Raw genomic sequence first — 12,890 nt, forward strand, 5'->3', positions numbered from 1 at the left:
CATCTTATGGGGTCAGTCCCTTATCGGTGATGGCTTTTTTCTTCATAATAAAAACCCTCCCCTTTTAAGGGGGAGGATTTTATCGATTCATCGCATGATATTTATAAAAATGCTTTTGCATTTCAGTAAACAGCTCATCAAGCTGAATAAAACAATGGTATTGGGTCGGCTTTAGAAGAATAAATTCCACTCGTTCAGCCCAATTGATCGGCTTTGCGGGAAATGTTTTCTTCGTCAGTTCTGGCCAATCAAGCGTTCTTACCCGTTCACCTGCTGTCCAGTGAAACGAAGCCAGCAAACATACAATGCCCTTTAGCATTTCGTTTTGGTCACATCTCGATTTTCGTGTTTGAAAGACTGGGAGAAGTGATGCTTTGATGTCATCCCACACTTCAAATAAAATCGGAACGTACTTGCCGCTTTCCTTCCATGGCAAAACGCCTTCAGATTTAGTGCAATAATCAAAATACAGGGGGTTGATCCGCAATGCCTCTTTCATATCCGAGAAGCTCAGCTGGCCGATACTGCGCAAGTCTTTTTCATAGGAAGCCAACACTTCTTTTGCTTGCATCATCGTTTCACCAGTCCTTTTTTATCTCTCTTCTGCCCTTCCCTACACAGAGAAAGCAGCGGACATTCCGCACAGCGCGGAGATTGGGCTTTACAGTGATATCTGCCGAAGAAGATAAGCCGGTGATGGGTAACGGACCAGTCTTCTTTTGGAACTTTGCGCATCAGCGTCTTTTCCACTTCCAAGACTGAGTCCTTCCAACGGCAGATTCCTAAACGCTTGCTGACTCTCTCCACATGGGTATCTACGGCAATGGCCGGCACGCCAAAAGCAACAGACACCACGACGTTGGCTGTCTTTCTTCCGACACCTGGCAGTTTGACAAGCTCATCACGGTCTCTCGGTACTTCTCCACCGTAATCTTCAATAATCATTTTGCTCAGTTTTTGGATGTTTTTCGCTTTATTGCGATACAAACCGATTGATTTTATATCCTGCTGAAGCTCTTCCAGCGAAACAGCCAAATAGTCTTCCGGCCTTTTATATTTTTGAAATAATGTTTTGGTCACTCTGTTTACAAGTGCGTCTGTACATTGCGCAGATAAAGCGACTGCCACCACTAATTCAAAAGGATTGGAATGAACCAGTTCACACTCTGCGTGGGGAAACATGTCGCCTATCTTGTCTAAACAGAATTCAATTTGTTTTAGATTTAACACGATTGTCACCTTTTCACTTTATTGTTCAAGCCAATTGTAAAAAGGAACCTGCCTTTTATACTCTTTTTGCGGTTCATTCTGCTTTTGTTGTACCTTCCGGAATTTTTGGCTGTGAACTTTAGCTTGCTCTACAGTTTTCAGCCCGTTTTTCTTCCATTCAAATAAAATGCGGTCAATGTAACGGAAGCTGAGTTTCCCTGATAGTACAGCCTCTTTTAACGCGTGTTTGATCAGCTGCGCGTCATGCTGATCTTGGTCCTGCCAAATGGCCAGTGTTTCACACTCCAAAGGTGATAAGGGTCTGGCGAACTCTTCCTCAAAAATGGTATAAAGGCTTTTTTGTTCCCCTTCTGCTTTTCTTTCCTGTGTTTGAGTCTGTGCAAGCTGTATATACTCGTACAGCTTGCCCCATAAAGGCTGTAGAGAGTATTTCTCAAACTTGATGCCGTTTTGGTCTTCACATTCTTCAATAAACAGAAAGCCTTTCTGAATAAACATCCGCAGTCTGTTTGTGCATTCCTCAACAGAGATTGACATACCTTCCTGCAGCTGATTCGGTGTAGGAAAATAAGATCCTCTTTCTAAATGCATTTTGATTTTCAGCAGGAGAATAAGCTCTGTTTCATTCAGCCCGAGCTGTTTGTAATGCGTGAGCAGGAGATTAGGGATTGTTGACGTTCCCTGTTCCTGCATATCAATAAACTGATGTTTTTTCATCGTCACACCTCTTACTGTAAAGGATTGTGATTTCCCCTTTACTGTAAAAAGTCTCCCTTGCAGGAGACTCTTTTTCTTGTTTCATTTGAATGTATTACGGATATAGACGGTTTAACAGTCTTGGGAACGGAATGGTTTCACGAACGTGAGGCGCTCCGCTGATCCAAGCTACTGTCCGCTCTAATCCAAGGCCGAAGCCGGAATGAGGAACTGATCCATATTTTCTAAGTTCAGCATACCATTTATATGCGTCAGAATCCAGTCCGTGTTCTTTAAGACGCGCTTCCAAAAGTTCCATATCGTGAATTCGCTCAGATCCGCCGATGATTTCACCATAGCCTTCCGGCGCAATGAGATCTGCACAAAGCACGACATCTTCACGGTCAGAAGCAGGCTGCATATAGAACGGTTTTAAGGACGTTGGATAGCGGGTGATGAATACCGGTTTGTCATAGTGTTCAGCAATCGCTGTTTCATGAGGCGCCCCAAAGTCGTCCCCCCACTCGATATCGTCAAAGCCTTTTTCTTTCAGGAACTCAATCGCCTCATCATACGTAATTCTTGGGAAAGGAGCTTTGATTTGCTCGAGTTTTGACGTGTCTCTACCCAATGTGTTTAATTCAATCTTGCAATTCTTAAGAACCGATTGCACGATGAAAGAAACGTAATTTTCCTGTACTTGAAGGTTTTCTTCAAATTCGACAAACGCCATTTCCGGTTCGATCATCCAGAATTCGATCAAGTGGCGTTTTGTTTTAGATTTTTCCGCTCTGAAGGTCGGGCCGAAAGAAAATACTTTTCCTAACGCCATAGCTGCAGCCTCCATGTAGAGCTGGCCGCTTTGAGACAGGTAAGCATCTTCATCGAAGTACTTTGTCGCAAAGAGCTCTGTTGTCCCTTCAGGTGCGCTTCCAGTCAGAATTGGCGGATCAACTTTTACGAAGCCTTCGTTATTAAAGAATTCGTACGTCGCGCGAATGATTTCATTACGGATTTTCATGATCGCATGCTGGCGTTTTGACCGAAGCCATAAATGTCTGTGATCCATCAAGAACTCCGTACCGTGTTCTTTTGGCGTAATTGGATAATCAGTCGCTTCGTGAATAACTTCAATATCTGTCACGGCTAGTTCATATCCAAGCGGAGAACGCTCGTCCTCTTTGACAATCCCTTTTATATAGAGTGACGTTTCCTGTGTCACTGATTTAGCTGTTTGGAAGATGCTTTCTTCCACTTCCGCTTTTACTACGACACCTTGAATAAAGCCGGTACCGTCCCGCAGCTGTAAAAACGCAATTTTCCCGCTTGAACGCTTATTAGCGACCCAAGCTCCGATCGTTACTTCCTCACCTACGTGCTTGTACACTTGGTTGATTGTTGTTTTCAACATATTTCCCTCCAAAACAAGAAAGACATTCGGAAGCTTATTGCCCCGCGAACTCTTTTATCATCACTTTATTATACCCGCTCTTAACTAACCGGGTCAATGCAGATAAAAAGCGGCTTTTTTGTCAGCCGCTTTTTGATCTGTTAGCTATGTTTTTCTACAAAACGCTTGATTCTTTCAATCGCTTTTTCAAGAAGATCTAACGAGGTTGCGTAAGAAAGACGGACATTTTCAGGAGAGCCGAATCCGGACCCTGGAACAATCGCAACTTTTTCCTCCTCGAGAAGCGCTTTAACAAATTCATCTACATCTTTAAAACCGCAAGATTGAGCTGCTTCTTTTGCATTCGGGAACAAGTAAAAAGCGCCTTCTGGTTTCACACAGCTGAATCCAGGGATTTCTACGAGCTTTGCATAGATTGTGTTCAATCTATGTTCAAATGCTTCTCTCATTTCTTCCAGCGGCTCAGAAGGCCCGTTATAAGCAGCAATTGCTCCGTACTGTGCGATGGATGTCGGATTTGACGTGCTGTGGCTTGCAAGGTTCGTCATCGCTTTTATAATGTCTTCTGCTCCAGCTGCATAGCCGATTCTCCAGCCCGTCATGCTGTGTGACTTTGATACGCCGTTTATAATGACCGTTTGCTCTTTCAGTCTGTCAGACAGCTGTGCAATGGAAACATGTTTCTTTCCGCCATATGTAAGTTTTTCATAAATTTCGTCAGACACAATCAGGATGTCATGTTGGAGGCACACTTCACCAAGCGCTGCCAGCTCTTCTTCAGTATACATGACACCAGTCGGGTTGCTTGGAGAGTTAATGACGATCGCTTTTGTTTTTTCTGTGATCGCATTTTTCAGCTGTTCAGGAGAAATTTTGAAATGATTTTCCTCAAGCCCTTCTACATAAACAGGCGTTCCGCCAGCGAGTTTCACCTGCTCAGGATAGCTTACCCAGTAAGGTGTTGGAATAATGACTTCATCTCCTTCATCCAAAATCACTTGGAAAAGGGTGTACAGAGCATGCTTGGCACCAGTGCAGACAATAATTTGAGACGGTTTGTATTCAATCTTCTGGTCGCGTTTAAATTTCTCTGCAATACTGTTTTTTAGTTCAGCGAGACCCCCTGAAGGCGTGTACTTTGTGTGGCCTTCATTCATTGAACGTACAGCGGCATCAATAATGTGCTGCGGTGTATTGAAGTCTGGTTCCCCAGCCCCTAGACCAATGACGTCATGGCCCGCTGCTTTCAGTTCTTTTGCTTTCGCTGTGATTGCCAGTGTAGTAGACGGTGTTAATGCGGATACTCTTTTTGCCAGTTTCAACTTGAACTCCCCCTAATTCGTCTTAAGGCGTGATATTTTTGAGAATCTTTCCAGTTGTAAAGTCCACATAACTTAAACTGTATTGGCCTTCTTTGTTTAAGTACGTTACTTCCCAAAGCAGGACGTTTCCTTCTCTTGCCAGGTGAACCTCTTTTTGCTTTGAAACCAGCCCTTCATCCTGTATGATTTTCGCCGCTTTGTCTTCCGATATTCCCTCTTTTGCTTCTTTTGAGAGAATTTTTGCTTTTTTATCAGCAGGAACCCAGACATATAATTTGCTGCCTTTTTTGTCTGTTCCCTTTACAACATAATATTTTTCTTTTCCGACAAATGTTTCGACTTGATCAACGCTGGTGAGATCGGTTTCTTTTTTAGCTTCAGCAGCTGCTGCTTCGTGCCCCTCTTCCTTTTGTGCCATGGCTGATTTATAAATGCTTGCCGAGACAAGAAGTACTGCTAAAAAAATAATACCAAAAATGACGGTAAATATTAATGCTTTTTTTCTCATCTTCTCACCTACGTACGATAAATGGTAAAAACGGCTTGGTTTTTGTTTTCCTCATCCAGCGCAAGGCCGAACATCAGATTGTCTCTTTTCAGTGTGCGATTCAGTGTGTCTACAATTTTATACAGATCATCAGAATGCTCTACATTAATTGTTGAAAGAATTTCGATTTTGCTTTCCATTTTTTCATCCTCCATTTTGAACAAATATTGTTAGTCATACTCCATTTCAGGACACGCCATACTAGTATCACAGAGCGGCAAAACCGCTTTTAAAATAAAACACCATCCTACTCCCACACCGCAAAAGCCGCTTTATGCGGCTTTTACTCTTTTTTCCCCGCAACGTAATCCTCAAGCTCACTGTCAGTCATTTCGGATACGGAGGTTGTCGGCAGGGCATCGAGAAACAGCCTGCCGTAACCAGCGGTTTTAATCCGTCTGTCCAATATGACAATCGTCCCTTTGTCACCTGCTGTCCGCAGCAAGCGGCCGATTCCTTGCCGGAAGGTCAGCACCGCTTCCGGAAGTGAAACTGTTTGAAACGGATTCCGGCCTTTTTTGCGGGCAAGCTCACATTTCGCAGCATGAAGCGGGTGATCAGGAGACCGGAATGGAAGCCTCACGATCATGACTGTTGTCAGCTCATCACCTGGGAAATCAACGCCTTCCCAAAAATGATTTGTGCCAAGCAGGATTGCCTGATTGGATGTTTTAAAAGTTTTCATCAGTTTGCCGGGGCTTCCGCCTGTTATTCCTTGCGCTAATAGCTGAATGCCGGTAGCACTCATTCCGTGCTTAAGCTCCTGATGAACCTTTTTCAGCATATCATGCGATGTAAACAGCACAAGGATTTTGGGCTGTTTTTCTTTTGCCATCAGTTCGATATAACGGGCAGTATCCTGTATAAATTCAGTTTGCCCCGTATCTTGGATTGATTTCATTTCTTTTGGAATCATTACCCGCATGCGCTCATCGTAAGAAATAGGCGACTCAATTCTCATGGTCCGCGGGAAAAAGTCACCGAGCCCCAGCCGTTCGATCATATATTGAAAAGAATCTTCGACTGTAAGGGTTGCAGATGTTAACACCACACTGTTTTTGCGCGCGAAAAACTGATCAGCCAGAAGTTCACCAGGTTCAAGCGGCTGTGCGTAAATGGCCACCGCATTTTTTGCTCCCTTCGCGTCTATTTCAATCCAAACCGCTTCATCGTCATCAGACTCAAAAAACAGCTGCTGTAAAGTTTGACAGTAACGCTGTAAGTCTTTCATGCTTCTTTGATATTCATCAGTTAAAAAGGCAGTTTTGCTCTTCATACTGGTAAGGTGTTTTTCCATGAGGGCAGACTGTGCCTCAAAGAGCTGCTGTAAATGTGCCAGCATGGAACAAAGCCTCTCTGCTCCATCCGTTAAAATCGGCCAGCTTTTATCCTGGCTTTCTTTGTTCACCTTAAAGACTAGACGGTTTAAGTCTTCTTTAGGTTTTCTTCGTTTGACAAAAGAGTGCACAGAGCTGAAGAAAGCATCACTTTCTAATTGAATATGCTGAATCCACTCTTCCAATTCGAAAAACGAATCAACCGGCAGGCTGTTTCGCTGGAATAGCTGTCTCATTTTTTTTAGAAGCCCATGCTCCTTCAGGGTGCCGATTCTGCTCAATTTAGAGTGCAATTCTATGTAGGTGGCTCTTTTTCCTAAATGTTCGCTTGCAGCCCGTTCAAAATGATGTGCTTCATCAATAATAAATGTTCCGCTGTCAGGGAGTCTCTTTTTCCGGCTGCCTTCATCGGTCAGCAAAAGAGAGTGGTTGGTGATGACCAAATCGGAATGCATGGCAATCTGTTTAGCCCGTTCATAAAAGCCGGTCACACTCTCATTGCGACTTCTTTTATTGGATTCATCGTCATAAGCCAACCTATCCCACAGCAATTTTCCGCCTGAGGGTAAATTCAGTTCAGCTACATCTCCTGTGTTTGTCTCTGTCAGCCAAACAAGGAGCTGTGCCTTTGTCAGTACAGCATCATAATTATCATCATCTTCATGAAGCACCTGTTCAAATTTATACAGGCATAAATAATGCGATTGCCCTTTTAAAATCGCCGCTGTTACCGGAAATGGAAACAGGTCTTGGACAATCGGCAAATCCTTTGTCAGAATCTGCTGCTGCAAGAGCGTTGAATACGTGCTGATGATGACCGGCTTTTTTGATTTCTTGGCAAAAAGCGCAGCCGGAATAAGGTAGCCAATCGTTTTTCCGATTCCCGGAGGAGCTTCAATCAACGCGTGCTCACGATTGTCAAACGCTTCAGCCACTTCTTTCATCATCATTATTTGGCCGTCTCTTTTTTCATACCCAGGCATTAACTCAGACAAAGCTTTTTCATTTCCCGCTTCCCAATTTTCAATCTCAAATGAGAAGTCACTGTCTTCATTGACACGTTCATTGAACGATTCAGGCTCTCTGACAGAAAAGGAAGAAAAACGCACATAACCCGGTATGTCGGTATGTCTGTTTTCATAAATGAACATATCCAACAAATGCGTCAGATCACTGATAAAATGCTGCGAAAGCCTTCTTAACTGCTTTAATGTCGGATAAGGCAGCTGCCGCAGCTTTTCAAGGATTTCCAAAAAAATAAGCCCTGTGACTTCAGCATCGCTGTCAGCCCGATGCGGCTGATCATGCCGAAGCTGAAGCTCCTCGCTTAATTCGGTCAGCTTATATCCCTCAAATCCCGGAAAAACAATCCGGGAGAGCTCAACAGTATCCAACACTTCACAATCCGGGAGCTGAAAGCCCGCCTTATGTAACTCATACTTGACAAATCCAAGATCGAAATGGATATTGTGGGCGACAAAATAAGCGCCGTCAAGCAAATGGAACACGTCTTCAGCCACTGCTTCAAACGGCTGTTCATGCTCTACCATTTGATTGGAGATTCCAGTAAGCTGCTCAATAAAAGCAGGAATGGATTTATTTGGATTAATATATTTTGAAAACCGCTCAGTAATTTGTCCATTTTCGATTACAACCGCTGCGATTTGTATGATTTTATCGCCTTTCTTTGGCGAATTCCCTGTTGTTTCTACATCTATAACAACGAACCGTTGCTTTTTCATTAAAATGGACACCTCAATTCTTGCATACGACAAAAGTGTAACACGTTTTGTGCGGAAATGGAGCGGTAAAACCGTTTTACTCTCAAAATCTTAAAAGAAAACCCCCGATAAAGGGGGCTTTTCTTTTACAAAACTGTGCCGGCCGGTTCGTTCCCCAGCATTTGTTCAATTTTGTTCTGATCATTCAGAACAGCTACCTTCGGCACATGGCTTGCCGCTTCTTGATCAGACATCATTTTGTAGGAAATAATAATGACTTTATCGCCTTCCTGCACAAGGCGTGCGGCTGCACCGTTTAAGCAGATGATGCCGCTTCCGCGTTTGCCCGGGATTATATACGTTTCCAAGCGCGCTCCATTATTATTATTCACAATTTGCACTTTTTCATTAGGAAGCATTCCTACCGCATCAATGAGATCTTCATCAATCGTAATGCTTCCCACATAGTTTAAGTTTGCTTCCGTAACAGTTGCCCTGTGAAGCTTGCCGCTCATCATCGTGCGATACATATTATATTCTCTCCATTTCTCGAATATCAATAATGATATTATCTATTAAACGCGCCTTTGAAAAAGCAACTGCAACAGCCAGAATCATTTTACCTTCTATGATGGTCACAGGCTCAAGTTCCGGATAGGAATAAAGCTCCACATAGTCAATGGTGCCGCTTGTCGTTTCAATGATTTCTTTAGCGGCGTTTATCACCGCTTCAGGGTCTCTTTCACCGGCTCTGACCAACTCTGCACTTGATTGAAGGGCCTGATACAGCTTAGGGGCTTCTTTTCTTTCCTCAGCAGTTAAGTATACATTGCGGGAGCTTTTGGCTAAGCCGTCTTCCTCCCTGACCGTATCGACAGCAACCAATTCAATATCCATGAAGAAATCGCTGATTAAGCCATCAACAACTGCCACCTGCTGTGCATCCTTTAAACCGAAATAGGCGCGAGTCGGCTGCACAAGGTTGAAAAGCTTCGTCAGTACGATCGCAACCCCGTCAAAATGTCCTTCTCTTGATCGGCCGCATAAAACGTCTGTGCGCCTTTCAACGTGAATCGTGACATTCTTCTCAGGATACATATCACGAGCATCTGGTGTAAAAAGAATATCTACTCCGGCCTTTTCTGCAAGAGCCGCATCCCGCTCAATATCGCGAGGATAAGCTTCAAAATCTTCATTAGGGCCAAATTGGGCAGGATTCACAAAAATGCTCATAACGACTGCGTCATTTTCTTGTCTCGCTTTGTCTGCCAGGGTTAAATGCCCCTCATGCAGAAACCCCATCGTCGGCACAAATCCGATTGACTTTCCCTCTGACTGATATTGTCTTATGGCTTCTTTGAGCTGTGAAATATCTGTAATCTGTCTCATCCTATTTTCCTCCGTACAAGCCGTCCAGCACTGTCTGATTCATTTGAAAGGAATGCTTTTGTTCAGGGAAAGCACGATGTCTTACATCATGGACATATCCGCTGATTGCTGTTCCTATTGTTTCGTCAATTTGCGTATATTGTTTTACAAATTTAGGTGTTCTCTCAACACCGTGGCCGATAATATCATGATAAACGAGAACTTGTCCGTCGGCTTTCACACCAGCCCCGATTCCGATGACCGGTATGCTTAGCATCTCGGCAATTTTGGCTGTGAGTTCTGCAGGCACACATTCCAGCACAAGCATCATTGCTCCTGCTTCTTCGCATTTTATACTGTCTTCTATTAATTTTTTGGCGCTTTGCTCGTCTTTGCCCTGCACTTTATATCCGCCTAATACACCGACTGACTGCGGTGTTAAGCCTAAGTGACTGACAACCGGAATGCCTCCGAGCGTCAATGCGCGAATGGATTCAAACACGCCTTCCCCGCCCTCAAGCTTCAGTGCGTCAGCTCCGCTTTCCTGAACGATAGCGGCTGCATTTTTCAGTGTATCTTCCTTGGACAGGTGATAAGACATAAACGGCATATCGGTTACGATAAATGTATTCGGTGCGCCTCTTTTAACCGCTTTTGTATGATGGATCATGTCCGCAACCGTTACACCGACAGTTGAATCGAGGCCGAGGACGACCATTCCGAGTGAATCACCGACTAAAATCATGTCAACTCCCGCTTGTTCAGCAAGCTTAGCCGCCGGATAATCATAAGCGGTCAGCATGACAATCGGTTCTTCAGACTCCTTCATTTTTAGAAAATCCAGTTTTGTTTTCATGTTTTCTCCTCCTCAAGTTTAGAGGAGATGATCTGCCGTTCTCTTCTGCAAGCCAAAAAAACCTTCCGTTACAACGAGAAGGATTCTTCACTTTCTAAAGTTCGGCGAGTTTCATCCCTCTGTCCCAGTCCTTTTTTGGATCAAGGCAGACTGCTGCAATGTCTATCTATTTATAATAGGTGCAGTTCGCAGGCGATACTGCCCAATGGAAGTATACCAAAATCAACGGGCTTGTACCAACACATTAGCCCAATTCAATATCGGCAGAATAGATTTTTTTAATGCCTTCATTTGTTTCTAGCAAAAGAACGCCTTCATCATCTATACCTAACGCCTTCCCATAAAATGTTCCGTTTAATGTTCTGGCCCTCATATGAGTGCCGATTCCCAACGCATAGCTTTCCCATAAAAGCTTAATCGGTGTAAAACCGTGCGTCATATAATCCCGGTACCGTTTTTCAAAGGAAAGCAGGATATGCTGGATGATGCCGGCCCGGTCAATTTTTTCTCCGGCAGCTTGGCCGAGGCTTGTGGCGATGTCCCTCAGTTCATCAGGGAAATCCTCCGGCTGCTGGTTAACGTTAATGCCGATGCCAATGATGACTGAGCGTACGCGGTCTTCCTCGGCCTGCATTTCTGTTAAGATGCCAACTGTTTTTTTTCCGTTGATCAAAATATCATTAGGCCATTTTATATCCGTCTGGATGCCTGCTGCCTCTTCTATTCCCTGCACAACAGCTACTGCAGCAAGCAGGGTGAGCTGCGGTGTTTTTTGAAGCGGTATGTCTGGCCGCAAAATCAGGCTCATCCAAATGCCGTTTCCTTCTTGAGAATGCCACACCCTTGACATTCGTCCCCTGCCGGACGTTTGTTTGTCAGCCACCACGAGAGTGCCTTCCGGTGCGTTATCATTCGCCAGCTCATGAGCTGTTTTTTGCGTGCTTGATAGAACGTCATGATAAATAAGATGCTGCCCCATCACTTCCGTTTTCAGTCCAAAGCGAATTTCACTTTCACTGAGTTTCCCGGGTTTTTTGATGAGCCGGTATCCTTTTCTTCTGACGGCTTCTACTTCATAGCCCTCTTTCCGAAGCTCTTCAATATGCTTCCACACAGCAGTTCTGGAACAGCCGAGGGCATCACTGATTTTTTGGCCGGAAATAAATTCATTCCCGGCCTGAGAAAATAATTCAATAAGATCTTTTCTTAATGTTGATCGCATGTCTTCAGCCACTCCTCTATGTGGTTCTTTTGATTGGAGAGCTTTCCTGTCACAACAGCCTGCTCAATCCGCTGTAATTCTTCCGACACCCATTTTCCGGCGGGCCGGTTTCGCAGCGCAAGCAAATCCTTACCCGTGAAATCAAGATCCTTAAGGCTTTTGATCGGCAGGCTTTGATAAGCGTTTTGAATGTCCTTCAATTTTTCTTCATCCAGTTTTTCGTTTCGCCGCAGCTGCGATATTTTGGCCGCTGAAAGCAGTGCTCTTTCCCCGGCTCTGTACATTGACATTTCGTCAAGGCTTTGGCCAAATGTATGGACAATGTGAATGGCTTCCTTCATTACTTTTCCTGGGAGCTTCCAGGCTTTCAGGAAAAGCGGCGCATCTTTTAATTCTACGTTCAGATCAATTAAAAGCGCAGCCCAAAGCTCCTCACGGGATGTTAAATCATAAAATGGAAAGCTGCTCGCAGCCATCAGGTTTTCTCGTTTATGGTAAAAACCAGGCAGTTCCTCATACAGCCCTGTTTGAATCAGTGTTTGGAGCGCCTGACGGGACGCTCTTCCCTGCAGCAGCTTCTCGAACTCTATTGTTTTCCGTTCAACTGAAACATGGGATAAGAGTGCTTTTTCCTTCGTGATCGCTTCTTGTGTTTCTCGTGAAAGCGTGAAGCCAAGCTGGCTCATAAAGCGTACGGCTCTCAGCATGCGAAGCGCATCCTCTTGAAATCTGTCCTCAGGCTTTCCGACAGTTCGAATCAGCTTCTGATCAATATCTTTCTTGCCGCCAAAATAATCAAGCACCTGTCCGTCCGCTGTCATGGCCATCGCATTAATCGTCAAATCTCTGCGTTTTAAATCCTCTTCTAAAGATGTGATAAATTGTACGTCTGACGGCCTTCTATAATCTTCATACTCCGATTCAGTCCGGAATGTCGTGACTTCATAGGTTTCATCTTCCCAGAGCACAATGATGGTCCCGTGCTCTTTGCCTACATCAACTGTCCGCTGAAACAGCCGTTCTACTCGATCCGGTGCTGCATCAGTCGCGATATCGACATCTCCGATCGTTCGTTTCATATAGCTGTCACGAACTGCGCCTCCGACAAAATAAGCCTGGTGGCCCGCTTCGATTAAGGTGCGGAGCACGGGAAGCGCTTTGATAAAAACTTGTTCCATGT

13 protein-coding genes are annotated in these 12,890 nt (G+C 44.4%); all 13 read right to left on the minus strand.

Annotated features, from left to right (window positions below):
* Positions 1 to 79: 79 nt before the first annotated feature.
* On the minus strand, positions 80 to 574 hold the full coding sequence (locus MOB98_RS17375) for a YpoC family protein (protein WP_268360341.1): 495 nt from the start codon (positions 572 to 574) through the stop codon (positions 80 to 82).
* Complete coding sequence (gene nth / locus MOB98_RS17380) at positions 571 to 1,230, minus strand: endonuclease III (RefSeq protein ID WP_003225594.1); 660 nt, start codon at positions 1,228 to 1,230, stop codon at positions 571 to 573. Before nth ends, MOB98_RS17375 begins: the two co-directional genes overlap by 4 nt.
* A gap of 18 nt (positions 1,231 to 1,248) precedes the next feature.
* Positions 1,249 to 1,947 carry a DNA replication protein DnaD gene (gene dnaD, locus MOB98_RS17385; protein ID WP_268367309.1) on the minus strand — a complete coding sequence of 233 codons (699 nt, stop codon included), beginning with the start codon at positions 1,945 to 1,947 and terminating at the stop codon, positions 1,249 to 1,251.
* A gap of 94 nt (positions 1,948 to 2,041) precedes the next feature.
* Complete coding sequence (gene asnS / locus MOB98_RS17390; RefSeq protein ID WP_268360339.1) at positions 2,042 to 3,334, minus strand: asparagine--tRNA ligase; 1,293 nt, start codon at positions 3,332 to 3,334, stop codon at positions 2,042 to 2,044.
* A 143-nt stretch (positions 3,335 to 3,477) separates the two neighbouring features.
* Positions 3,478 to 4,659 carry an aspartate transaminase AspB gene (gene aspB, locus MOB98_RS17395; protein ID WP_268360338.1) on the minus strand — a complete coding sequence of 394 codons (1,182 nt, stop codon included), beginning with the start codon at positions 4,657 to 4,659 and terminating at the stop codon, positions 3,478 to 3,480.
* Between the two features lie 22 nt (positions 4,660 to 4,681).
* Complete coding sequence (gene tseB, locus MOB98_RS17400; RefSeq protein WP_268360337.1) at positions 4,682 to 5,167, minus strand: cell wall elongation/penicillin-binding protein regulator TseB; 486 nt, start codon at positions 5,165 to 5,167, stop codon at positions 4,682 to 4,684.
* An 8-nt stretch (positions 5,168 to 5,175) separates the two neighbouring features.
* Complete coding sequence (locus MOB98_RS17405) at positions 5,176 to 5,346, minus strand: YpmA family protein (protein ID WP_003225588.1); 171 nt, start codon at positions 5,344 to 5,346, stop codon at positions 5,176 to 5,178.
* Between the two features lie 143 nt (positions 5,347 to 5,489).
* Entirely contained in the window at positions 5,490 to 8,285 is a 2,796-nt protein-coding gene (dinG, locus tag MOB98_RS17410; protein WP_268367308.1) for an ATP-dependent DNA helicase DinG, read from the minus strand.
* Between the two features lie 125 nt (positions 8,286 to 8,410).
* A complete protein-coding gene (gene panD, locus MOB98_RS17415) occupies positions 8,411 to 8,794 on the minus strand; it encodes an aspartate 1-decarboxylase (RefSeq protein WP_268360334.1) in 384 nt (127 codons plus the stop codon).
* 1 nt (position 8,795) lies between these two features.
* Entirely contained in the window at positions 8,796 to 9,653 is an 858-nt protein-coding gene (gene panC, locus MOB98_RS17420; RefSeq protein WP_268360333.1) for a pantoate--beta-alanine ligase, read from the minus strand.
* A 1-nt stretch (position 9,654) separates the two neighbouring features.
* Complete coding sequence (gene panB / locus MOB98_RS17425) at positions 9,655 to 10,488, minus strand: 3-methyl-2-oxobutanoate hydroxymethyltransferase (RefSeq protein WP_268360332.1); 834 nt, start codon at positions 10,486 to 10,488, stop codon at positions 9,655 to 9,657.
* A 244-nt stretch (positions 10,489 to 10,732) separates the two neighbouring features.
* The gene (locus tag MOB98_RS17430; protein ID WP_268360331.1) at positions 10,733 to 11,710 is read right to left on the minus strand and encodes a biotin--[acetyl-CoA-carboxylase] ligase; all 978 of its coding nucleotides are present in this window, start codon (positions 11,708 to 11,710) and stop codon (positions 10,733 to 10,735) included.
* Positions 11,695 to 12,888 (minus strand): CCA tRNA nucleotidyltransferase, encoded by a 1,194-nt coding sequence (locus tag MOB98_RS17435; RefSeq protein ID WP_268360330.1) that lies wholly within the window; start codon positions 12,886 to 12,888, stop codon positions 11,695 to 11,697. The genes MOB98_RS17430 and MOB98_RS17435 overlap by 16 nt, the downstream gene beginning before the upstream one ends.
* Between the last annotated feature and the right edge of the window lie 2 nt (positions 12,889 to 12,890).

The organism is Bacillus sp. N13C7 (assembly GCF_026790065.1).
Lineage (GTDB): Bacteria > Bacillota > Bacilli > Bacillales > Bacillaceae > Bacillus.